The 23527-nt window shown below is 73.3% G+C and carries 16 protein-coding genes and 2 pseudogenes; 9 read left to right on the top strand and 9 right to left on the bottom strand.

Features of this window, described 5'->3' with window-relative positions; translation table 11 throughout:
* Positions 1 to 16: 16 nt before the first annotated feature.
* Positions 17 to 1147: a PP2C family protein-serine/threonine phosphatase gene (locus IE182_RS09335; RefSeq protein WP_190109229.1), complete on the bottom strand. Its 1131-nt coding sequence runs from the start codon at positions 1145 to 1147 to the stop codon at positions 17 to 19.
* A gap of 172 nt (positions 1148 to 1319) precedes the next feature.
* Here IE182_RS09335 and IE182_RS09330 point away from each other — a divergent pair, with 172 nt between their 5' ends.
* From IE182_RS09330 to IE182_RS31950, 3 genes and pseudogenes are all read left to right on the top strand, one after another.
* Positions 1320 to 9389 carry a type I polyketide synthase gene (locus tag IE182_RS09330; RefSeq protein ID WP_190109228.1) on the top strand — a complete coding sequence of 2690 codons (8070 nt, stop codon included), beginning with the start codon at positions 1320 to 1322 and terminating at the stop codon, positions 9387 to 9389.
* A gap of 27 nt (positions 9390 to 9416) precedes the next feature.
* Positions 9417 to 10234: pseudogene (locus tag IE182_RS09325) on the top strand (GntR family transcriptional regulator).
* A gap of 136 nt (positions 10235 to 10370) precedes the next feature.
* A pseudogene (locus IE182_RS31950) lies at positions 10371 to 10736 on the top strand (FAD-dependent oxidoreductase); the annotation flags it as partial.
* Between the two features lie 6 nt (positions 10737 to 10742).
* On the opposite strand, the gene IE182_RS09320 reads toward IE182_RS31950, so the two are convergent.
* Positions 10743 to 11897 carry a Gfo/Idh/MocA family protein gene (locus tag IE182_RS09320; RefSeq protein WP_229844681.1) on the bottom strand — a complete coding sequence of 385 codons (1155 nt, stop codon included), beginning with the start codon at positions 11895 to 11897 and terminating at the stop codon, positions 10743 to 10745.
* A gap of 81 nt (positions 11898 to 11978) precedes the next feature.
* Here IE182_RS09320 and IE182_RS09315 point away from each other — a divergent pair, with 81 nt between their 5' ends.
* Positions 11979 to 12320, top strand: a complete 342-nt coding sequence (locus tag IE182_RS09315) for a winged helix-turn-helix transcriptional regulator (protein WP_190109227.1) — start codon at positions 11979 to 11981, stop codon at positions 12318 to 12320.
* Positions 12321 to 12353: 33 nt separating this feature from the next.
* On the opposite strand, the gene IE182_RS09310 is transcribed toward IE182_RS09315, so the two are convergent.
* Entirely contained in the window at positions 12354 to 13190 is an 837-nt protein-coding gene (locus IE182_RS09310) for a dienelactone hydrolase family protein (protein WP_190109226.1), read from the bottom strand.
* Positions 13191 to 13286: 96 nt separating this feature from the next.
* On the opposite strand from IE182_RS09310, the gene IE182_RS09305 reads away from it, so the two are divergent.
* A complete protein-coding gene (locus IE182_RS09305) occupies positions 13287 to 14258 on the top strand; it encodes a GlxA family transcriptional regulator (protein WP_190109225.1) in 972 nt (323 codons plus the stop codon).
* Here IE182_RS09305 and IE182_RS09300 read toward each other — a convergent pair.
* From IE182_RS09300 to cynR, 3 genes are all read right to left on the bottom strand, one after another.
* Entirely contained in the window at positions 14225 to 15430 is a 1206-nt protein-coding gene (locus IE182_RS09300) for an MFS transporter (RefSeq protein WP_190109224.1), read from the bottom strand. The two genes, IE182_RS09305 and IE182_RS09300, sit on opposite strands and share 34 nt — an antisense overlap.
* A 119-nt stretch (positions 15431 to 15549) precedes the next feature.
* Positions 15550 to 15978 (bottom strand): Rrf2 family transcriptional regulator, encoded by a 429-nt coding sequence (locus IE182_RS09295; protein ID WP_190109223.1) that lies wholly within the window; start codon positions 15976 to 15978, stop codon positions 15550 to 15552.
* A 51-nt stretch (positions 15979 to 16029) separates the two neighbouring features.
* Positions 16030 to 16965: a transcriptional regulator CynR gene (cynR, locus tag IE182_RS09290; protein ID WP_190109222.1), complete on the bottom strand. Its 936-nt coding sequence runs from the start codon at positions 16963 to 16965 to the stop codon at positions 16030 to 16032.
* Between the two features lie 126 nt (positions 16966 to 17091).
* Between cynR and IE182_RS09285 the strand changes: the two genes are divergently transcribed.
* From IE182_RS09285 to IE182_RS09275, 3 genes are all read left to right on the top strand, one after another.
* Positions 17092 to 17697, top strand: a complete 606-nt coding sequence (locus tag IE182_RS09285) for a carbonic anhydrase (RefSeq protein WP_190109221.1) — start codon at positions 17092 to 17094, stop codon at positions 17695 to 17697.
* Between the two features lie 147 nt (positions 17698 to 17844).
* The gene (cynS, locus tag IE182_RS09280) at positions 17845 to 18315 is read left to right on the top strand and encodes a cyanase (RefSeq protein ID WP_190109220.1); all 471 of its coding nucleotides are present in this window, start codon (positions 17845 to 17847) and stop codon (positions 18313 to 18315) included.
* A 57-nt stretch (positions 18316 to 18372) separates the two neighbouring features.
* Positions 18373 to 18873: a nucleoside deaminase gene (locus IE182_RS09275; RefSeq protein ID WP_190109219.1), complete on the top strand. Its 501-nt coding sequence runs from the start codon at positions 18373 to 18375 to the stop codon at positions 18871 to 18873.
* 26 nt (positions 18874 to 18899) lie between these two features.
* Here IE182_RS09275 and IE182_RS09270 read toward each other — a convergent pair whose 3' ends face one another.
* Positions 18900 to 20078 carry a hypothetical protein gene (locus IE182_RS09270; RefSeq protein ID WP_190109218.1) on the bottom strand — a complete coding sequence of 393 codons (1179 nt, stop codon included), beginning with the start codon at positions 20076 to 20078 and terminating at the stop codon, positions 18900 to 18902.
* Positions 20079 to 20116: 38 nt separating this feature from the next.
* On the bottom strand, positions 20117 to 21493 hold the full coding sequence (locus tag IE182_RS09265) for an alkaline phosphatase (protein WP_444544990.1): 1377 nt from the start codon (positions 21491 to 21493) through the stop codon (positions 20117 to 20119).
* Positions 21494 to 21794: 301 nt separating this feature from the next.
* Between IE182_RS09265 and IE182_RS09260 the strand changes: the two genes are divergently transcribed.
* A complete protein-coding gene (locus IE182_RS09260; protein ID WP_190109217.1) occupies positions 21795 to 22523 on the top strand; it encodes a LuxR C-terminal-related transcriptional regulator in 729 nt (242 codons plus the stop codon).
* Between the two features lie 5 nt (positions 22524 to 22528).
* Here the strand turns inward: IE182_RS09260 and IE182_RS09255 are convergent, their stop codons facing one another.
* Positions 22529 to 23521: a Rieske 2Fe-2S domain-containing protein gene (locus IE182_RS09255; RefSeq protein ID WP_190109216.1), complete on the bottom strand. Its 993-nt coding sequence runs from the start codon at positions 23519 to 23521 to the stop codon at positions 22529 to 22531.
* Positions 23522 to 23527: the final 6 nt, after the last annotated feature.

Below are 23527 nucleotides of genomic sequence, written 5' to 3'. Positions count from 1 at the left end.
GCCCCAGGCCCCGCCGTCAGGCGGCCGGCGCGCCCGGGAGCCGTTGGACGGCGACCATGGCGGCGTCGTCGCCGAGGGATCCGCCGCAGTGGGCCAGGAGGTCCTCGCACAGATGCCGCAGGAGGGCCTGGGGCCCGTGCCCCGACCAGGCCGCCATCCGTTCGGACAACGGGTAGAACGACCCGCTGTCGTCGCGAGCCTCGATGACGCCGTCCGTGTACAGCAGCACGACGTCGCCGGGCTCGAACCCGTAGGACTCCACGGCGATGTCGGCAGGGGCGAACTCGGCGAGGCCCAGCGGAGGCGCGGGCTGACTCACCTTCAGCGGGGTGACCCGGCCGTCGCGCAGCAGCAGGGGTGGGGGATGCCCGCAGCTGACCAGGTGCAGGGACGGCTCGATGTCGGGGACGTCCAGCACGGCCGCGGTGACGAACGTCTCCCCCTGCTCGGCGTGCTCGTCCCGCGACGTGCCGGGGACACCCAGGTCGGAGGAGACGGCTCCTTCCAGGTCGGCGACCAGGACCGGCAGCTCGGCCTGCCGGTGCGCGGCGGCCCGGAAGGCCCCGAGGACGAGCGCGGCGTCACCGATGGCCTCCAGGCCCTTGCCGCGTACGTCGCCGATGACGAGCCGGGTGCCGTGGGCGGTGCGGGTGACGGCGTACAGGTCGCCGCCGATCTGCGCCTCGGCCTCGGCGGCGAGGTAGACCGAGGCGATGCGCAGGGGGCCGATCTGCTGCGGGAGCGCCCGCAGGAGCACCCCTTGGGTCGCCTCGGCCACCGATCTGAGCTGCGTCATTTCCTTCTCGTGCCGCTCGCGGTGGTGGGCGAAGAGGGTCACGATCGCCGAGATCAGGATCAGGGCGGTGATCTGGAGGGTGTGGTTGAGGTCGGTGAGGCTGGTGCGGGCGAGGGCGACGACGGACTGGGCCGCAACGGCCACCACGCCGACGAATCCCGTCATCCGCGGGCCGCCGAACGATGCCGTGATGGCGGGCGCGGCGACGAGGAAGGGGCCGAGGTGCACCTCGGGCGGGGCCAGGATGTCGACCACGGTGACGACCAGGATGAGGAGAAGCGGTACCGCCACCAGGGCACGGCTTCGCTGCCGGGGCCGTCGGTGAGCCCCGGGGAGTCGCCGAGGGTCCATGGTCCTTGCTTACACCACGTATGAGCGGAAAACGTGCCGCCATGCCCGGGACCGGGCCCCACCCGGCCACCGGCGTTCGAACGGACCACGATGCCGTCGCCCACGAACACCCGGCCGGCGCCGGGGGCGTCTGTAGCCTGTTGTCGTTGCGCCCGGGGCCGAAGGGGTGGGGATGACGGAGATCCGCGGCGAGTTGATCCGTGCGGTGCCGGATCTGCTGAAGGCGCAGGCGGCACGAGGGGGAGGCAAGACCGCCTTCCAGGACGCGTGCCGGAGCGTCACGTACCAGGAGCTGGACGAGCGGACCTGCCGGCTGGCGGGCCACCTGGTGCGGCTGGGGGTGCGGAGGGGCGACCGGGTGGCGCTCCTGCTGGGCAACCGGGTGGAGACGGCGGAGAGTTTCCTCGCGGTGCTGCGGGCGGGAGCGGTAGGGGTTCCGCTCGATCCCGGGGCCGCGGACGCCGAGCTCGCGTACTTCCTCGACGACAGCGGGGCGGTCGCGGTGGTCACGGAGGAGACGTTGCTGCCACGGGTCTCCCGTCTGGCGGCCGTACGGCCACGGTTACGGGCGCGGGTCCTGGTGGCCGGCACGGACACCATGCCGGACGGAGCGACCGCGGGCACGCACGTCTTCGAACGGCTCGCTGCGTCGGATCCGGGATGCGCGCCCCGGGACGACCTCGGCCTGGACGAACCGGCCTGGATCCTCTACACCTCGGGCACCACCGGGCGGAGCAAGGGCGTGGTCTCCAGCCAGCGCACCGCGCTGTGGTCCGTGGCGGCGGCCTACGCACCGTTGTGGGGTCTGGAGCCGCAGGACCGGCTGCTGTGGCCGCTGCCGATGTTCCACGCCTACGCCCATTCATTGTGCCTGCTGGGCGTGGTGGCGGTGGGCGCGGGCGCGTACCTGCTCGACCGGGGTGCGAGCGTCGCGCAGGTCCTCGCCGAACAGCGGTTCACCGTCGTCGCCGGTGTGCCCGCCACCTATCGCCTGCTCACGAGCGCGGTCCGCGAAGGCTCCCGGCCGACGGCCGGCATACGTCTGTGCGTCACCGCGGGCGCGCCGTGTCCCCCGGAGCTGCGGGCGGAGGTCGAGGAGCTGCTCGGGGCACCGCTGCTCGACGGCTACGGCAGCACCGAGACCTGCGGGAAGATCACGGTCGACCGGCTCGACGGCTCCGGCGGCGCCGGCAGCGGCGGTCTGCCGGTGCCCGGCGTCGAGGTGCGGCTGACCGATCCGTCCGGCGACGACGTCGCCGAGGGGGACGAGGGGGAGATCCGGGTCCGCGGCCCGAACCTGATGCTCGGGTATCACGGCCGCCCGGACGAGACAGCGCGGGTGTTCGAGGACGGCTGGTACCGCACGGGGGATCTCGGCCGTCGCGGCCGGCACGGCGGTCTGCGCGTCACCGGCCGCGTCAAGGAACTGATCATCCGTGGCGGCGAGAACATCAACCCGGTCGAGGTCGAGCACGTGCTGCTCGCCTGCCCCGGCGTCGTGGACGCGGCCGTCGTGGGCAGGCCGCACGACGTGCTCGGTGAGGTGCCGGTCGCTTTCGTGGTCGCCGACCCGCGGCTCGGGATCGACACCGACGGGGTACGCGCCGCATGCCGGGAGCAGCTGTCGGACTTCAAGGTGCCCGACGAGGTGTACGGGACCGACTCCGTGCCCCGCACCCCCTCCGGCAAGACCGACCGTCCCGCGCTGGCCCGGCACCTGGCCGAACGGCTCGGGTCGGCGCGCGAGGCCACCGTGTCCGCCCTGCGCCGGCGCCTGGCGGCACTGGCCCCGGCCGGGCGGTACGACGCCGTGCTGCGTCTCGTCCTGGCCGCGGCGGCGCACGCGAGCGGCGCGCCGGAGCAGGACCTGGAACCGACCCGGCCCTTCACCGCTTGGGGGATCACCTCCCTCGGGGGTGTACTGCTGCGTGACCGGCTGGGCACGGCCACCGGCCTGGAGCTGCCCGCCACCCTCGTGTTCGACCACCCGACGCCCGCCGCCGTGGCGGATTTCCTGCTGGCCGGGCTCCTCGGTGGCGTGGCGGCCCCGGACGGCCGTCGGGGCGGCGGCAGGGCGCGTACGCCCTCGGCGGAGCCGGTGGCCCTCGTCGCGATGGCCTGCCGGTATCCGGGCCATGTGACCTCACCCGAGGACCTGTGGCGGCTCGTCGCGAACGGGATCGACGCGACCTCGGACGCCCCCGGCGACCGCGGCTGGGACCTGCCCGGCCTCTTCGACCCCGACCCCGACCGGCTCGGTGCGTCCGTCACCCGCCGCGGCGGCTTCCTGCGCGGCGCGGCCGACTTCGACGCGGCCTTCTTCGGGATGTCCCCGCGGGAGGCACTGGCCACCGACCCGCAGCAGCGGATCCTGCTGGAGACCACCTGGGAGGTCCTGGAGCGGGCCGGCATCGACCCGACGGCCCTGCGCGGCAGCGACACCGGCGTCTTCGTCGGCGTGATGCACGACGACTACGCCGGCCGTCTGCTGCACCGCGGCCCGCACGAGCTGGAGGCGCACCTCGCGCTGGGCTCGGCGGGCAGCGTGGCCTCGGGCCGTATCGCCTACGCCCTGGACCTGCGCGGGCCCGCCGTCACCGTGGACACCGCCTGCTCGTCGTCGCTGGTGGCGATGCACTCGGCGGCACAGGCACTGCGGTCCGGCGAGTGCTCGCTGGCCGTGGCCGGGGGCGTCACGGTGATGGCCACCGCGGCGCCGTTCGTCGCGTTCAGCAGGTTGCGCGGCCTGGCGCCGGACGGCCGGTGCAAACCGTTCTCGGCCGCGGCCGACGGAACGGGCTGGGCCGAGGGCGCGGGAGTGGTCCTGCTGGAGCGGCTGTCCGACGCCCGGCGCAACGGTCGTACGGTGCTGGCCGTGCTCCGTGGCTCGGCCGTCGGTTCCGACGGCGCGTCCAACGGCCTGACCGCACCGAGCGGCCCGGCCCAGCAGGAGGTGATCCGTCAGGCCCTGGCCGCCGCCGGGCTGTCCCCGGCCGACATCGACATGGTCGAGACGCACGGCACCGGTACCGCCCTCGGCGACCCCGTCGAGGCCCGGGCGCTGCAGGCCGCGTACGGGCGGGAGCGGCCCGGCGGCCGGCCGCTGTGGCTCGGGGCGCTCAAGTCCAACATCGGGCACACCCAGGCCGCGGCCGGGGTCGGCAGTGTCATCAAGACGGTCCTGGCGATGCGGCACGGACGGCTGCCGCGCATGCTGCACTGCGAGGAGCCGTCACCGCACGTGGACTGGTCGTCAAGCGCCGTACGGCTCCTGACGCGGGAGGAGGAGTGGCACCCGGCCCGGCCCGGCGGCCCGCGCCGGGCCGGGGTCTCCGCGTTCGGTATCGGCGGGACCAACGCCCACGTCATTCTGGAAGAGGCGCTTGAGGAGCCCGCTGGGGAAACGGTTCCGGAAAGGGAGACCCCCCGGCCGTGGAGGGCGGGGCCACCCCTGCTGCTGTCGGGCGCGGATCCGCGGGCCCTGCGCGCGCAGGCCGGGCAGGTGGCGTCCCTGCTGCGGGGGCAGCCGCGGCTGTCCCCGCTGGACGTCGCGTTCTCCCTGGCCACGACCCGGGCGGCGCTCACGCACCGGGCGGCTGTGACCGCGGGGGACCGCGCGGCGCTGCTGAACGCTCTGGACGCGTGGGCGGTCACCGGTCACGGACCCGCAAGCACCGTGGTGAGGCCGGGCGCGCCTGCCGGGCGTCCGGCACTGCTGTTCTCCGGCCAGGGCGCGCAACGGCCGGGCATGGGACGGGAACTGCACGGTACGTTCCCCGGCTTCGCGGCCGCCTTCGACGCCCTGTGCGAACGCTTCGACGGCACCGGCGGTTTCGAGCGGCCCCTGCGCACCGTGCTGTGGGCCGACGAGAGCACCGGCGCCGCCGCCCTGCTGGACAGGACCGACTTCGCGCAGGCGGGACTGTTCGTCTACGAAGTGGCGCTGTTCCGGCTGCTGGAGTCCTGGGGAGTGCGGCCGGACGCCGTGGCCGGGCACTCCGTGGGCGAGCTGGCGGCGGCTCACGTCGCGGGCGTCCTGTCGGAGCCGGAAGCCGTGGAGCTGGTCGCGGCCCGGGGGCGGCTGATGCGGCAACTTCCCGGTCACGGGGCCATGGTGGCCCTGGAGGCCACCGAGGACGAGGCGGCAGAGGGGCTGGCGGACCTGGCCGGTCCGGCCGATGCGGCGCAGCGCGTGGCGATCGCGGCGGTGAACGGTCCCCGGTCGGTCGTCGTCTCCGGGGAGGAGGACGCCGTGCGCACCGTCGCCGCCCGGTTCGCCGCGCGCGGACGCCGCGCCACGCGGCTGCGGGCCGGCCATGCCTTCCACTCACCGCTGATGGCACCGATGCTCGCCGAGTTCGGCCGCATTGCCTCGGGCATGACCTACGGGAAGCCGCGCATCCCGGTGATGTCGACCGTGACCGGGCGCCAGGCCGAGGGGGACGATCTGTGCTCGGCGGCGTACTGGGTGCGCCACGCCCGTGAAGCCGTACGGTTCGCGGACGCGGTGCAACGCCTCGTGAACGACGAGCGGGTGACCGCCTGCGTGGAGGTCGGCCCGGACGCGCAGCTCACGGCGGCCGCCATGGGCGGCGTCGTGGGGGAGCGCGAGGGTCTGGTGTGCGTGCCCACCGCGCGGGCCGGTGCGTCGGAGGCGGAAGCGATCCTGGCCGCGCTCGGCAGGCTGCACGTGCACGGCCTGCCGGTGGACTGGCGACGTGTGTACGCGGGCAGTGGCGCGCGGCGGGTGGACCTGCCGACCTACCCCTTCCAGCGGCAGCGCTACTGGCTGGAGGACACCGGTGCCGCCACCTCGGCCGGCAAGGACCATCCCCTGCTGACCGGCACGACGACCACGGTGCCCGGCACGCAGCGCCTGCTGTGCACCGGTCACCTCTCCCTCGCCGCCCAGCCCTGGCTGCGCGACCACGTCATCGCCGGACAGGTGCTCGTACCCGCCGCCGCGTTCGCCGAGATGGTGATCCACGCGGGTGACGCGTGCGGGCTGGAGGTCGGCGAGGACTTCGCGCTGCTGGCCCCGCTGCCGCTGTCGCCCTCCGGTGCCGGCGACGGGGTGCAGGTGCAGGTGGTCCTCGGTGAACCGGACGCTTCCGGCCGTCGTACCGCGGACGTCCATTCCCGGCCGGGGGAGTCGGGCCCGCTGGGCACCTGGACGCACCACGCGACCGGGCGGCTCGGCCCGGCCACCGCACAGGGAAGCCATGACTCCGGCGCCTCCGCGTGGCCGCCCCCGGGTGCCGTGCCCGTGGACCTCGCGGGTGTCTACGATCGCCTGACCGACGCCGGTCACGCGTACGGGCCTGCGTTCCGGGGCGTCACGGCCGTCTGGCGGGGGCCGGACGAGGAGGTGTTCGCCGAGGTACGGCTGACCGGGGCGACGAGCGCCGACGCCGGCCGGTACGGCCTTCACCCCGCCCTGCTGGACGCCGCGCTGCACGCGGCACTGCTCGCCGCGCCGGCCGCCGGCCCCGCCCGGATGCCCTTCGCCTGGCGCGGCATGCGCCTGTACGCCGTCGGTGCCACGGCGCTGCGCGTACGCATCCGCACCACCGGGCCGGACACCGTCGCCGTGGACCTCGCCGACCCCGCCGGCAGGCCGGTGGCCCGGGTGGACTCCTTGACGACCCGGCCCGTACCGGAATCCACCGGCGCCGCGGCCACGGAAGGGAGCGCTGCCGGGGGCCTGTTCGGCCTGCGGTGGACCGCGGTTCCGGCCGACGGCGACGGGCCGCTCCTGTCCGTGGCGGACCCCGACGACCTCGGCCTGCGCTCCGTGCTCCCCGGGCCGCCGGCCGGGAAGGGGAACGACGCCCCCGGGCCGGTGGTGGTCTCCCTGTCCTGCCTCTCCCCGGGCGCCGACCCGGCCGCGGACACCCATGCCCTCACCGCGCGTGCCCTGGCCGTGCTCCAGACCCACCTGTCCGCCCCGGTTGCGCCGGGTTCGCGGCTCGTCGTGGTGACCCGTGGCGCCACCTCCGCCGTGCCGGACCTGCCGGCCGCCGCACTGTGGGGCCTGGTGCGTTCCGCACAGGCGGAGCATCCCGGGCACCTCACGCTCGTGGACACCGACGGCCGGCCCGAGTCGCTGCGCCTGCTGCCGGCCGCCGTCGCCACCGGCGAACCCCAACTCTCCCTCGCAGAGGGCGCCGTGCGCGTTCCCCGGCTGGCCGGCACCGACACCCCGCGGGGCGGTTCTCCGGTGGAGGGTACGGTCCTGGTGACGGGCGGCACCGGAGCCCTCGGCGGCCTGCTGGCCCGGCACCTGGTCACCCGGCACGAGGTCCGCCACCTCGTTCTCGTCAGCCGTCACGGCCTCCGGTCGCCGGCCGCGCGGCGGCTGGGGGCAGAGCTCCGGGAGTCCGGCGCCCGCGTGGACGTGATCGCCTGCGATGCCGCCGACCGCGCCCGGCTGGCCGCCGTGATGAAGACGTACGCGCACGGGCTGAGCGCCGTCGTCCATGCCGCCGGGGTCCTGGACGACGGCGTGCTGGAGGCCCTGACACCCGGGCGACTGGCCGCGGTGCTGCGGCCGAAGGCGGACGCCGCCTGGAACCTGCATGAGCTGACGAAGCATCTGCCCCTGTCCCACTTCGTCCTGTTCTCCTCGGCCGCCGGCGTGCTGGGCACCGCGGGCCAGGCCAACTACGCCGCCGCGAACACCTTCCTGGACGCGCTCGCCCACCACCGCGCCGCCCTCGGCCTGCCGGCGCTCTCGCTCGTCTGGGGCCCGTGGGCGGGCGGGGAGGGAATGGCGGCACGCACCCTGGCCCCCGGCCGGGCCGTGGACGGCGTGCTGCGCCCCGTCTCTCCCGCGCAGGGCCTGGCGTTGTTCGACGCCGCGCTGGGCAGCGGCGAACCGGTGCTCGCCCCCTTGCTGCTGGACCGTTCCCGGCGGGCGGGCACCGCCGGGCAACCGGTGCCACTGCCCCTGCGCGGACTGCTGCGTACGGCCCGCCCGTCAGCCGGGGCCACGTCCGGGGCGGCCGACGACCCGGGGATCGCGGCCGGGGCCTGGCGCGAGCGGCTCGCCGCGCTGCCCGTACCCGAGCGGGCACCGGCCCTGCTCGATCTCGTCCGCCAGGAAGTCGCCACCGTGCTCGGCCATGCCGGCGCGTCCGCCGTGGCCCCCGACCGCCCCTTCACCGAGCTGGGCTTCGACTCCCTGACCGGGGTACTGCTGCGCAACCGTCTCCGTGCGCTCACCGGCCTGCAGCTGCCCGCCACCGTGGTGTTCGACCGGCCCAGCGCTGCGGAGCTGACCGGCCACCTCATCGGGGAACTGGGCGAAGTCCCCGGCGAAGACGCCCCCGCCACCGGGCCCGCCGCCCCGCGGGGAACGGCACGGCCGTCGCAGACCCTCGCCTCCCTCTACCGGCGCGTGTGCGAGACCGGCGACGTCGTGTCGGCGATGCACATGCTGGTGACCGCCTCGCTCGCCCTGCCCGTCTTCGAACGCGCCGAGAGCGCCCGGCACGCGCTCGCGCCCCTTCAGCTGGCCGAAGGCACCGCCGGGCCCGCGCTCGTGTGCTTCCCCGGCTTCTTCCCCGCTCTCGGCAGACCCTGGCACGCCACGCTGTCCTCCGCCTTCGGCGGCGAACGGGACGTCCTGGAGCTCCAGCATCCCGGCGTCCACCACGGGGACGCTGTACCCCGGGACTGGCAGACCCTCGTGGACCTGCACGCCGACACCGTGCGCAAGCACCTCGGCGACCGCCCCTACGCCGTCCTCGGCTCCTCGATGGGCGGCTGCCCCGCGCACTCGGTGGCCGCACGCCTCGCGGCAACCGGCACGCCACCGCTCGGCCTGGTCCTCATCGACAGCTACCACGTCACCCCGGACCTGGAGAACGAGCCGTGGCTGCTCGCCCTGCCCGCCCGCATCCCCTGGCAGATGGGCGAGCCGTTCGACACCGCCGTGGAGGACATGTCCATGGCCGTCCTCGGCGCCTACACCCGTATCGCCCGCGGCTGGCAGCCGGAACCGGCAGACGTCCCCACCCTGTTGGTCCGCGCCACCGAACCGCTGCCACAGCCACCGGTCCACTGCGGGCCCGAGATGCCGGCCGGGCGGAAACGAGCGTCCTGGCCGGTGCCGCACACCACCGTGGACGTCCCCGGCCACCACTGGAGCATGACCGAGGAGCACGCGCCCACGACGGCGGAGGCCATCAGGGCATGGCTCCGCACACGACGCGCGGCCACCGGCGACGCCCGGGCGTGATGCGGCGCCATGCGTCATACCGGCGGCATGCGTCGTACTTGCGGCAGGTGCGAAGATCGCGCCGTGGACCCTGCGCACACGCACGACGAACCCGCACGGCCGGCCGGCGCCCCGGTGCGCGCCGGCATTCCCGAGCACGGGCGGATCCCCAAGTACTACGCGGTCAAGGCGCGCGTCGCCGTCCTCCTCGACGAGCTGGGGGAGGGGGCCTGCTGCCCACCGAGCGCGAGCTGGCCGTGCGCTTCGAAGTGTCGCGGGAGACCGTGCGGCAGGCCCTGCGGGAGCTGCTGCTGGAGGGACGGTTGCGCCGGATGGGGCGGGGGACGGTGGTCGCCGGGCCCAAGCTGGACCAGCCGCTGTCCCTGGCCGGCTACACCGAGGGCGTGCGTCGCCAGGGCCGGCGCCCGGGACGCAGCCTCATCGGGCTGGACCGGCTCGCCTGTCCGGCCGCACTCGCCCCCGACCTCGGCGTGGCGGCGGGGGACCCCGTGTGGCACTTGGAGCGGGTGCTGCTCGCCGACGACGAGCGGGTGGGGCTGGAGAGCACGTACGTGGCGGTCGAGCGGGCGCCGGGGCTGGACACCGGGTTCGAGCCGGACTCGTCCTTCTACACGTATCTGCGCGAGCGCCTCGGCATCGGCTTCGGGGACGCGGACGAACGGCTGGAGACCGTTCTCGCCACGCCCCCCGAGGCGCTGCTGATCGGTACGCCGCCCGCCCTGCCGATGCTGCTGATCCACCGGGTGTCGCGGGATACGGAGGGAAGGCCGCTGGAGCGCGTGCGCTCGCTCTACAGAGGCGACCGGTTCTCCTTCACCACGCACCTGCGCGGCGCGGAGGGCTGAGCCGGGGCTGCGTGACGAGCCGCGTCGGCCGATGTCACGGGAAGATAACGGGTCTAGTCCAGGATCGGCGGCTCGTTTGCCGCCGGTTCGTCGTTCGGCCGCCCTCGCGTCACCCCGTTTGACGAGTGTTCGACTCATGCGAGTCATCGTCATCGGAGCGGGCGTGCTGGGAACCCTGCACGCCTGGCAAGCAGTTCAGCGCGGCCACGAGGTCGTGCACATCGAGCGTGAGCGGGAGGCCAGGGGTGCGTCCGTCCGCATTTTCGGCCTGATCTGGGTGAGCGGCCGGGCCGCGGGCGAGGAGCTGGAGACGGCCCTGCGGGCCCGGACCCTGTGGGAGGAGATCGCAGCCGCCGTACCGGGCCTCGGATTCCGCGCCAACGGTTCCCTGACCGCCGTCACCACCGAGGCGGAACTGGCCGTCGCCCGCGCGGGACCGACGTCGACAAGAACCTCCCTTCCTACGTCGCCGCGTAGACGGCCACCGGCAGCTGACGTGGGCGGGGCGTCAGCTGCCCGACGGGGCGGCGAGGTCGGTGGGCACCGCCCGACGCCCGGTGGCCGCCGAGCGCTCCACCGCGTCCAGCAGGCCCTGCCGGTGCGCCGCGTGGGCGAAGTCGGGGACGTGGGCCGAACCGGTGGCGAGGTCGGTGCCGAGGGCGGCGTAGAGGGCGCCGACCTGGTGGGCCGGTGTGCCCCGCAGGGGGGCCAGGGCGGGTACGCCGTGGTAGTGCTCCGGCACCGGCAGTTCCTCCAGCACGTCGGCCCGGCCCCGGGCGCCCCGTACCGTGAGGCGGGCCTGCTGGAGATGGCCCGAGTCACCGGCGACCACCAGGTCGCCCCCGGTGCCGTTGATCTCCCAGTGGAAGTTCGTGGCCCGGGACAGGCCGCCCCGGAAGTGCACCGAGGCCACCGCGCCCGACTCCAGCACCCCGGCCACCGCCACCTGGTCCGGGGCCGTCATCCGGGCCGGCCGCCCCGTCCCCTCCTCCCGTACGACCGGCCGCCGCACGGCCGTGGTGGCGGACAACTCGGCGAACTCACCGAGCACCATGGTCACGGCGTCGATCGTGTGGCCGAACGGGATGGTCAGCATGGTGCCGCCGTTGGCCCGGTCCAGCAGATACGCGCCGGCCGGCTCGAACACCGGGCCCCAGCGCCGGCCCGAGGCCACCAGGCTGGTGGAGAGGACCTCGCCCACGTAGCCGTCGGCGACCAGGTCCCGCACGTACCGGACGGCCGGCGCACTGCGGGCCTGCAACCCCACGAAGGTGCGCACCCCCGCCGCAGCGGCCGCGTCCGCCAACTCCCGCGCCTCGGCGGCCCCGTTGCCCAGCGGCCACTCCGACAGGACCGCCTTGCCGGCCGCAAGCGCCGCCAGCACCACCTCCCGGTGCAGCGGCACCCGCACACTGACCACCACCAGGTCCACCTCCGGCGAGGCGACCAGGGGCGCGGCGTCCCCGAAGACCAGCGGTACGTCGTGGGCCGCGCCTGCCGCCTGCGCCGAGGCGGCGCTGCCGGCCGCAAGGGCGCGCACCTCGAAGCCGGGCAGCCTACGCAGCGCCGGAAGATGGGACTGCGCAGCCCAGCCGCCACGGGCGGAGAGGCCCACGATGCCCACGCGCACGGGCGGAGCAGAGGTCATGGTGGTGTTCGTCATGCCCGGAACGTACGAGGAGCGGGGTGGTCACCCGCAAGGGCCCTTACTATCCAAAGGGAACCATTGCTGTTCAATGGCCTCATGAGCCGTCACGACATCTACGCGCTGCTCTGCCCGGGCCGTGCCGTCTTCGAACTGCTGGCCAACAAGTGGACGGGCCTGGCCGTCACCGCCCTCGCCGACGGCCCGCGCCGCTTCGGCGAACTGCGGCGCAAGCTCGAAGGCGTCAGCCCCAAGGTGCTGACCGCCACCCTGCGCCGGCTGGAGGACAACGGCCTGGTCCTGCGCACCGTCCACGCCGAGGTCCCGCCCCGCGTCGAATACGAACTCACCGCACTCGGCCGGGGCGCCCTGGAGCCCCTGGCCCACCTGCGGAGCTGGGTGCGGGCCCATGTGGACGACTTCGGACCGGCGGTCCGGTAGGGGCCCGGCGTTCGGGACCGCTCTCACCTGCTCTCACCGGTCTCCAGATCGTGACGGGTTCAAGCGGTCGGCCAGGAACGCGAGGATCTCGTCCCTGGCCTGCAGCGTGGGATGTCCCTCCTCGTCGACGAGGTGGGCGGTGACGACGCTGTGGGGACACCCGACGACGTCACGGAAGAACGGCGGCGGGTCGGTGTTGGCGGAACCGCCCGGAAGGACGCGGCCGTCGAAGGCGTCGCCGAGGAGCGCCTGGTAGGCGGCGAAGCGCCGGCCGGTGCACCAGCGGTCGTCGTCGAAGCGGTAGGCGAGCACCTTCAGTCCGTCGCGCACGATGCGGTCCCGGACGGCGCGCGCGTCCTCGTCGCCGATTTCGAGCCCGGCCGGGTCGTCCAGCGGCAGCGACGGGTGGTTGACCACCGGCGCGATGACCGCTGGTTCGAGCGCCATGGTGAGGGCGAAGTTGCCGGTGAAGCACAGTCCGATCGCCCCGACCCCCGGGCCGCCGCATTCGGCGTGGGCCTGGCGCGCGAGCCCGTGCAGCCACGCCGTGGCGGGGCTGGTGCCGCCCCCGGCGAACGCACGGAACTCCGTACTGACGCACGCGCGACGGGCGACCTCCTCACCGCCCTCGGCCGTCGGATAGGCGCCGTCGGTCCCGAAGAGCGAGGGGAGGTAGACGGTGAAGCCCGCATCCCGCACCCACCGCGCCAGCCGGAGGACGTCGGGGCTGATGCCGGGCATCTCCGGCATCAGGACGACGGCCGGCCCGGAACCCGCGGCGTACACCGTCTTCACCACCCCGTACACGTCCACGTGCCGGCGGGAGAAGTCCGTGATCGCGTCGTCAAGGCGTCCGTTGGAAGCACTCATGGTGACAGCGTGGCCCGATGTCCCGCGCACGGTGAGAGGCCAGGTCGCCATGGACGAGGGTAATCTCGCCACAGGCCGGGTGGTGAGGAGGTGAGCGTGAGCGCGCTACGGGTCGGTGTCCTGGCCTATCCGGGCTGCTTCGCGTCCGAAGTGTTCGGCGTACCCGACCTTTTGACGATGGCCATGCACGTTGCCGGCCCGGACCGGGCCGGATACGAGGTGTCGATCGTCTCGCCCCGCCGCCGCGTCGCCGCCTCGGGCGGGACGGCGTTGGCCGTCTCTCCCCTGCGCACCGTCGACGTCCTCGTCGTGCCCGGGTTCGAGCTCCCGCCGGGGCTGGACGTGGACGCCAAACTCGCCGCCCTCGCCCCCGAGATCGCGGCGGTGCGCTCCCACGCCGCTGCGGGCCACGGCGTGGTCTCGATCTGCATCGGTGCGTTCCTGCTCGCCGAGGCGGGGCTTCTCAGCCGGCGCCGGGCCACGACGTCATGGCTCCACGCGGAGGAACTGGCCCGACGCTGTCCGGACACCGACGTCCGGGCCGACCGTCTGGTCGTTACCGACCAGGGGGTGACGACGACGGCCGCCTTCAGCGCCATGTACGACTTCGCGCTGGAACTCATCCGCCGGCACAGCGGTGCCTGCGTGGCACGGACGACCGCGCGCGTGGCGCTCGTCGACGATGCGCGGGCGTCCCAGACCCCGTACGTCGACCCGCGACTTCTTCCGCAGCCCGGGAACGACTTCTCCCAGAGGGTCATGCGGCGGCTCGACCAGAGTCTGACCGCCCGGTACGACCTCGCCGCGTTGTCGGACACGTTCAACGTCAGCACGCGGACGCTGCTGCGGCGCTTCGCGGACGAGACCGGCCGGAGCCCGCTGGAGTACCTGCAGTCGTCGCGCGTGCGTCGCGCCCGTCACCTCCTGGAGACCACGGACCGGACCGTCGCGAGCATCGCCGCGGCGGTCGGGTACAAGGACCCCGGAACGTTCGCCGCGCTCTTCGCCCGGCACACCGGACGGCGCCCGAGGGACTACCGCGCCACCTTCCGGCGCGGTACCGGCTGATCGCCGGCGGCCGATTTCCGGCGCCCGTGTCGTGTGATGGTGGCGTGTGCCGCCTCCGCCGCCAGGAGTCCGGCCGCGATCAACACGGCGCCGACCGGTCCGAGCCGGTGCGCACCGCACCACGTCATCCCGGCCTGCCCGACCAGAGGCGCGGCCGAGACGCCGACGTAGACCGTTGCCGAGGCCAGGCCGGTGAGCAAGGGGGCGGCTGCCGGGGCGGTGGTGATCAGGCGGTGGGTCTGCGGCGCCAGGAGTGCCCATCCGCATGCGCCCCACACGAGGATCGCCACGACGGCGGAGGGCAGGTGTGCGCTCGTCCACGGCAGCAGGGCGAAGTCGACGGCCACCACGGTGATGGCGGTGTTGATGATGCGGCGGCTGCCGAAGCGGTCGATCAGGCTTCCCGAGCCGAGCGTTCCGGCGGTGGCCGCCAGGCCCCATACGAACAGGAGGGCCGCAAGGGTGGTGCCGCTGCCGCCGGTCGCGCGGTCGAGGCTCTCACCGATGAACGAGTAGACGGTGTACAGACCGGTGTAGACGAGGAGGGTGGTGAGCAGGGTCAGGCCGATGCGGCGATCGGCGAGCGGGGCGATGCGGGTGCGCAGCGGGACCGCCGGGGGCATGGGCACCGGGGGCAGGAACAGGGCGGTTCCCACGGCGGCGAGCACGCCGAGGACGGAGACGAACACCATGGTGGCGCGCCAGTTGCCCGTGAGGCTGCCGATGGCAGTACCGACGGGGGAGCCGAGGGCGGTGGCGGCGCTGAGGCCGGTCATGACGACGGCGATGGCGCGGCCCCGGCGCTCCGCCGGCGCGAGCGCCGCGGCCGCGGCGACGGCGGCAGGGGTGATCATGGCGCCGCCCAGTCCGGCGAGCGCCCGGCCGGCCAGGGCCACGCCGAAGACCGGGACGAAGGCCGTCACGAGGTTGCCCGCGGTGAAGACGACGAACCCGGTGAGGAACAGCGTGCGGCGCGGCCAGCGGGTGGTGGACGCGGCCATGACGGGGCCGAGGACGGCGTAGGTGAGGGCGTACGCCGTGAGCAGCCAGCCTGCGGTGCCGAGGGGGACGCCGAGGGAGTCCGCCGCGTCCGGCAGGATGCCGGCGATGACGAAGCTGTCGGTGCCGATGGCGAACATGCCGGCGGCGAGGACGGCGAGGGATCTGTACACGGGAGAGGAACCTCCAGGTGATGTAACAGAAATAGTTACGACAATGCTCCGAAGAGAGGCCGGTCCGTGAGGACCGGCCGATGGGGCGCGACGAGGGGCCGCGCTGCGGGGCCGCCCGTTCAGGCGACCGTCCGTCTGAGGACGTCCGCCACGGTGACGGCCGACAGCTCGGCCTTCATCGACTCCTCCGCGCGGCCGTACGCCTCCCGCAACACCGGCGGGATGCCGCGGCCGACGGGGCACAACTGGTTCGGGGGGGCCGGGTGCAGGGCGATGAGGGGTTCGGGCTCGACGGCCAGGTAGACGTCCCTGAGGGTGATCGACTCCGGAGGGCGGGTCAGCTTCCAGCCCGCACCCTGTCCGCGCTGGGAGACCACCAGCCCGGCTTCGCGCAGGCTGCCGAGAATGCGGCGGATCACGACGGGGTTGGTGTTGACGCTGTCGGCGATCTGGTCGGACGTCACGATGCCGTCGGGCCGCCGGGGACAGACCAGCGCCATCCAGGTCAGTGCGTGCGTGGCCACGGTCACGCGACTGCTGACGCTCATGGAACCTCCCCCTGTCCGAAGCGGCCGAGGCCCCTGTCGAAACCGATTCTGTTACAACGGGGGATCGGTGTCCAGTCCTGTCCTGGGCGGGGCGTAGCCGCGGGAGTGGACGAGGTCGTGGGTGAGCCGGGTGAAGGCTTGGGCGGCTGCGCTCCGGTAGGAGCCTTCGCGGCGGAGGAGGGCGACGGTGCGGGTGGGCAGGGGTGGGTCGAGGGGGACGGGGGTGAGGTGGGGGTGGTCGTGGGTGATGGCGTCGGGCAGGACCGTGGCCAGGGGTGTGCGTCGGACGATTTCGGTGAGGGCCTGGATGGAGTTGGCCTCGACCGCGATGCGGGGGGCGACCCGTTGCCCGGAGAAGTAGGCGTCGATGTGGCCACGGGTGGCGAAGTCGCTGCTGAGCAACGCCAGTTGGCGGTCCTTCAAGGCCCGGGCCGGTAGGGGTTCCGGCGGTGTGCGGGTGGGGTGGGTGCCGGTGACGAGGCTGAGGGATTCGGTGAACAGCGATGTGGCGGCGATGCCGGGCGGGTGGGGGCCGGCGAAGGCGATGCCGAGGTCGAGGTCGTCGGCGAGCAGGGCCGCTTCGATGCGGTCCTGGGTCAGCTCCGCCAGGGTCAGGCCGATGCCGGGGTGACGGGCGTGGAGCTCGGCGGTGAGCGGGCCGACGAGGTAGGCGGTGAACGTGGGGGTGACGCCCAGGCGCAGGTGGCCGTGGGAGAGGTCCTGGACGTCGTGGACGGCGCGTTCGGCGGCCGCCAGGTCGCGCAGGGCGCGCCGGGCGTGGTCGGTGTAGACGGCCCCGGCGTCGGTGAGCCGCACCGTACGGCCGGTGCGGTCCAGAAGCTGCACGCCGAGGGTGCGTTCGAGCTGTTTGATCTGCTGGGACAGGGTGGGCTGGGAGATGTGCAGGTCCTCGGCGGCGCGGGTGAAGTTGCCGTGTTCGGCGACGGCGAGCAGGTAGCGCAGGTGACGCAGTTCGAGAGCGGCCATGGGAGCGACTATAGATGTCATCGATAGAAAGAATGGGTAGCAGCTCTTGGACGCTATAGGTGCAGGTCGTGCATGGTGGATCCCGTCGGCCCCGAGAGGCCCGGCAGCTACCGAAGGGAGTGACCCATGCGAGACCTCGCCCAGGGCGTCGCGCGTTTCCAGGAGGACGTCTTCCCGGCCAAGGAGGGACTCTTCGCCCACCTGGCCGCGCACCACGCGCCGCACACGCTGTTCATCGGCTGTTCGGACGCCCGGGTGGTGCCGGAGCTGATCACCCAGGGCGAGCCGGGTGAGCTCTTCGTCGTCCGCACCGCAGGCAACCTCGTCCCCGCCTACACCCCCGGCGCCAACGGGGTGACGGCGAGCATCGAGTACGCCGTCGCCGTGCTCGGCGTGACCGACATCGTCGTCTGCGGGCACTCCGCCTGCGGTGCGATGACCGCCCTGGCCGAAGGCCACGACCTCAGGGGCGCGCCGGTGGTCGCCGACTGGCTGCGGCACGCGGACGCCGCCCTGGCGCGTACGACCGGCACGGAAGCCGGTCCGCAGAAGGTGGGGGCCCTGGTGCGCCAGAACGTGTACGCGCAGCTGACGAACCTGACCACCCATCCCTGTGTCGCCCGGGCCCTGGCGGAGAAGAAGGTGACGCTGCACGGCTGGGTCTTCGACATCGGCACCGGTCGCGTCGAAGCGCTCGACGTCTCCGGCACGGCCACCGCCCTGGCCTCCTGACCGAGGCCCGGCACACCCCCGGCCCCGGGCCCTGTCCCCGCCACGGGGGTCACTGACCACCACCCCACGATCCCGCCGTGTCCGCGTCGTCCGTTCTTCCCGTTCTTCCCGCGGACCGGCACCCCCCCCAGAAAAGGAGCCCTTCCCATGGTGCACGCCCAGTTCGACCCCACCGCCCGTGAGGCCCTGGCCGTCCAGGCCGTCGACGCCAAGACCCGCAAGAACCTCTCCTGGCAGCAGATCGCCGACGCCTCCGGCCTGTCGGTCGCCTTCACCACCGCCGCCGTCCTCGGCCAGCACCCCCTGCCCGAGAAGTCCGCCCAGGCCGTGGCCGAGCTGCTGGGCCTGGACGAGGACGCCGCCCTGCTGCTGCAGACCATCCCCACCCGCGGCTCCATCCCCGGAGGCATCCCCACCGACCCGACGATCTACCGCTTCCACGAGATGCTCCAGGTCTACGGCACCACCCTCAAGGCCCTGGTCCACGAGCAGTTCGGTGACGGCATCATCTCCGCGATCAACTTCAAGCTGGACGTGAAGAAGGTCGCCGACCCCGAGGGCGGCGAGCGCGCCGTCATCACCCTGGACGGCAAGTACCTGCCGACCAAGCCGTTCTGACCCGATCGGGGCGGGCCGCACCGGCCCGCCCCGTCCCGTTCCCCGAGGAGGTTTTCCATGGACTTCGTCCAGCGCACCATCGACATCGCCCGGCAGAACGTCGCCGAGGGCGGCCGCCCGTTCGCGACCGTCATCGTCAAGGACGGGAAGATCCTGGCCGAGAGCCCGAACAAGGTCGCCCAGACGGGTGACCCCACCGCCCACGCGGAGATCCTCGCCATCCGCGAGGCGTGCACGACGCTGGGCACCGAGCACCTGACCGGCACCACCATCTACGTGCTCGCCCACCCCTGCCCCATGTGCCTGGGGTCGCTGTACTACTGCTCGCCGGACGAGGTCGTCTTCCTCACGACCCGCGACGCCTACGAGCCCCACTACGTCGACGACCGCAAGTACTTCGAGCTGGACACCTTCTACGACGAGTTCGCCAAGAACTGGGACGAGCGCCGGCTGCCCATGCGTCACGAGCCGCGCGAGGACGCGGTCGAGGTGTACCGGTTCTGGCAGGAGCGCAACGGGGGCGAGCGCCGGGTGGCCGGCGCCCCGACTGCCCCCTGACCCCGCCGGGGCCCGTCCCCGCGCGGTCAGGCGACCACGGTGAGCAGGGACTGCTCCGCGAGCCAGCGTGCGCAGTCCGCCGCCGCGGCCGGTACGGCCGGCTCGTCCCCGGGCTCCGCCCCGGCCACCCCCTCCAGCCACCCGCCCACGCCGGACGGGAAGGCCCGGACGGCCCCGTGCGTGGCCACGTGCAGCCACTGGCCCTCGGGCAGCCACAGCAGGGGCGCCGCCGAACGGACCCGGACCCGGGAGGGGGCATCAGTGGCCGGTGCCGGTGCCGGTGCCGGTGCCGGTGCCGTGTCCGGTGCCGCGCCCCTCATGCCCAGGGCGGATGCGCGGGCCAGGACCCGGGCGTCGCCGTGGTCCGGCCCGAGCCCCGCGAACTCCCGGTACCGTGCGGGCCAGTCCGCGGGCATCTCGCCGCGCGGGCCGCACGGCAGGGCCAGCCCCGTGGTGGCGTTGTCGAAGCTCCCCGTATAGGACGCGATGTTGATGGACAGGGACGGCTCGGGCGACTCGCCTACGTGCCAGATCCCGCTGCGCCAGAAGAAGCACTGGCCCGCGCTCGCGGAGAGCCTGGTCCCCAGCGGCAGGACCTCGTGGGGGTCGAGTTCCGGCAGGTAGTGTTCCAGGGTTCCCTGCAGCGGCTCCTCGTCCCTGCGCAGCCGGGTGCCGGACGGTATCCAGTCGTCCCCGCTCCACATGTGCATGAACTTGCTGCCGGCCAGGACCAGGTGCAGATTGCTGCAGCCCTCCCGGTGGATGCCGCCCGGGGTGGCGCCGTAGTGGCCGTAGAACATCTCGCTCTCGACGTCGCCGCAGGGGAGCCCGAAGCCCGCCAGCCGGGGAGCCAGGCCCTCCAGCAGGACTTCGTAGAGCCGGCGGTGGTGCTGCTGCAGGCCCCGGGCGTAGAAGAGGACGGCCGAGGTGCCGGCGCCGGTCACCCTCGCCAGCCACTTCTCCCGTTCGTGGTCGGTCCGTTGCGCACCCGGCCAGTCGTCGGGCTTCCACAGCAGTGCTCCGTCGCAGATCACCTTCACCAGGTCGTCGGCGTCCCTGGCGGCCTCCGCGCGGGCCGCGGCGACCCCTGCCTCCCAGACCAGTGCCGCGTCCAGTGCGGCGAAGTCCCAGGGGAGAACGGTCCAGTCCGCCCCTGGGTCGGCGACCACCGGGTCGGTGATCGACTGCCGCTGGGTGACGTGCATGATGTGCGGTCCTTCCTGTCGGGGGCGTGCGGTCGTGGTCAGCGCAGGGACAGCGCCGTACGGAGCGTGGTGAACAGCTCGGTCTGGTCGGTGAGGCCGAGGACGCGGTGGGCCTGCGGGCCCTGGGCCGCGATGCGCACCTGCACACCGCTGTGCTCCTGGCCCTCGTCGCCCGCGTGGGTGCCGTAACTGACCTTCATCAGACCGCCCTCGTCGGTGACGAGGGTCGACGACAGACCGGCGGGCCTGGCCTCCAGCGGGACGATCTGGCTGCTGTGGCCGTGGTCGGCGGTGGTGACGACCAGGGTGTCGGGGTGCTCGGCCGCGTAGTCGCGTGCCACCTTCACGGCCCGGTCGAACGCGGCGGTCTCGCCGATCTGGCCGCACGGGTCGGCGTCGTGGTCCATCTTGTCGATGGAGGCGCCCTCGACCTGGAGGAAGAAGCCCTTCTTCCCGTCCTTCCCCGCCCCCTTCGGCCGCTCCAGCAGCTGGAGCGCCTTGCGGGTCATGGCCTCCAGGCTCGGTGTGCCGGCGGGGCGCCCGGGGTTCGAGGTGAGGCACCGCTGGGGGGCGGTGCCGCCCTGGGCCGCGGGCTTGCCGGTCCACTCCACGGGGAGGGCCTCCGGCGCGAACAGGCCGAGCACGGGCCGGCCGGGTCGGGCCGCGGCCAGCTCCCGGGCGTCGGTGACGACCTGGTGGCCCCGCCGGCGTGCCTGGTCGGTGACGGTCCTGCCCCGGTCCCGTCCCTCGGTGACGGTCTGGTCGAAGCGCTGCTTCCCGCCGCCGAGCAGGACGTCGACGTCGTGGGCCACGCTCTGCTCGGCGACGGATCCCGCACCGCCGCGGCCCAGGGCGTCGCCCGGGCAGTCACGCATGTCCGCGGGACCCTGGCAGGCGCGGTCGGAGACGTGCGAGACGAGCGCGGCAGGGGTGGCGTCGGTGAGTTCGGCGGTGGTGACGCTGCCGGTCGCGAGGCCGTTCCGCTGGGCCAGTTCCAGGAGCGTGGAGAGCGGGCGGTCGGTGTCGGGGGTCTTGGAGAGCCGGCCGTTGACCGTCTTGTGGCCGGTGGCCCAGCCGGTCGCGCTGGCGGCGGAGTCGGTGACGTAGTCCGGTGTGCCGTCCTTGTGGACCGAGTACGTCGTGTAGGCGCCGGTCATGGGGAAGCGGTCCATGTGGAGCCGGCCGGCGGCACCGACGGTGTAGTCGCGGGCGAGGGTGATCTCGGAGTCCCCCATGCCGTCGCCGATCAGCAGGATGACGTTGCGTGCGGCGGCGCCGGTCACGGCGGGTGATGCGGGTCCGGCGGAGGACGAGGCGGCGGCGCCCGCGGGGACGGCCGCGCAGGCCACGAGGAGCGCGGCGGCGCCGAGAGCGCGGGGGCGGGACGGGCGCTTGCCGAGTACCCATATTTTCACGGTGCTCAAACTCCCTCTTCTTGCCGAGTTTATGCAGGTGCATGTCGTATGCAACTGTTGTCAAGTGGCGATCATCTGCCATCCGATGGCAGGGGTCCCGGGGGTCGTGGCGGAGTGCGGCCATGCCTGCTGATCAGGACGTTGACCGGGCCGGACGGGTGCGACGGGGCGGAATACCGGAAGGGGCACTGCTGATTTCCGGTCAATTAATCATTCGGCAAAGTGTTCTTGTGTTCTTGTCGATCTAGAATTGAAACCAGTGGCGAGAGTTACTCGGGGGAAGCCAGGCGAAGGGAGAGACATGGGTAGCGTGTCCGTCGACGAGGCGTCGCCGGAGGGGCTGTGCCGGGCGTCCGGGCGGGAACGAACCGTACGGATCCTCCTCGCGGCGGACAAGGACGTGTTCCGGAACGGACTGTGCGTGCTGCTCTCGCAGATTCCCGGCGCCGAGGTCGTCGGAGAGGCCACCGACCGTGACGACCTCCTGCGGAAATCCGCGTTGCTTGTGCCCGACGTCCTCGTGGCCAGTGCCTCGCTGCTGACCGCCCATGACGTCCAGGCGGTCTGCCTGCTGACCGGCGGCATCGCCGGCGGAATCGTCATGGTGGCCGAGTTCGACACCGACGAGTTGCTGCGCGAGGCGCTGGCGGCCGGGGTGCGCGGCTATCTCCCGCTCGACTCCCCGCGCAGCGATTTCCACGCCGCCGTCCGGGCCGTCGTGGACGGCGGTGCCTTTCTGCCGACCCACATCACCCGCAGGCTCTTCGGGAATTTCCGCCTCGTGCCGCGCCGCTCGGACGAGCCGGCGGAGCTGCGCACGCTCAGCCGGCGCGAGCGGCAGGTCCTGCTGCTCATCGGCGGCGGCCGGAACAACCGTGAGATCGCCCGCAACCTCTCCCTGAGCGAGGCGACCGTCAAGAGTCATGTCTCGCGCATCCTCGCCAAGTTGAACCTGCGGGACCGGGTGCACGTCGCCCAGCTGGTGTGGCGGCTCGGGCTCGACGTCCAGGGGGCCGCCCAGCAGCCCTGAGCGGCTCACGACCGGCCCTTGAAGCTCTCCAGCAACTCGCCGTACACCCGCCGGAACGTGATGCTGAATTTGTCCGCTGCCGTATGCACTTGGGAATGGAGATCCAGGGGTGCCTCGACGGGCCGCTGATTCTCCACGATCGGGTGGTCCTCCTCGAATACCTGTCGTTCGTAGGCGAGCACATCGGCGAGTCCGGCGCCCCCCGCGGCGGCTGCGGCGTCCACGCCGACCAACCAGAACTGTCGCACTCGCAATCCGTCCGCGGTGAGCGGAGTGGCCATCTGTGCCACGAGACGCCGGCCGCCGGAAGGCGAGGAGACTCTGATGGAAGCAAACATCGGAAGGGTGATGTGGTAATCGAGCCGGTGGCTGAACTCTGCCGCGAATTCGTCCGGGACACTCTCGGACCCCAGCGAGGAGGACCAGCCCAGTTGCCAGCCGTCACGGGTTATCCGATACGCATCGACCACCTGGGAGACATCGCCCATGGTATCGGCGTGCACAAAGGGGAAATGGGCCTTGTCCCGGAAATTCTCGGTGAGTTGTCGCATTCCGCAGTTCAGGGTGTACGGCTCGCCCGCGGCCAGCTGCCAGGTGTCATCGACACCGGCGGGGAGTCCGGGGGCGGGAAGAAAAGGTTCCGCCAAGCAGCTCCACACCAGACCATAGGCCGTACGGGCCGGATAGGTCCGCAGGGCGGCGTGCGGACGGCTCTTGCCCGGCAGCAGCGAGGGCACGCGCGTGCACCGCCCGCTCCCCTCGGCGAACAGCCAGCCGTGGTACGGGCACTCCAGTGCGCCGTCGCGCGTCCTGCCCAGTCGCAGCGCCACGCCGCGGTGCGGGCAGAAGCCCTCCGCGACCGTGACGTTCCGCCCGTCGCCGTAGACCACCAGCTCCTCGCCCAGGAGGGCGCCGCCGACGACACCGTCCTTGAGGTCGGCGACCCGGGCGACCGGGAACCACATGTGCCGCAGCATTTCGTATTCGACCGGATCCATCGTCAC

This window comes from Streptomyces cinnamoneus (genome assembly GCF_014650495.1).
Taxonomy (GTDB): domain Bacteria; phylum Actinomycetota; class Actinomycetes; order Streptomycetales; family Streptomycetaceae; genus Streptomyces; species Streptomyces cinnamoneus.
The sequence above is the reverse complement of the archived record's forward strand: the minus strand, read 5'-3'. Positions and strand labels throughout refer to the sequence as shown.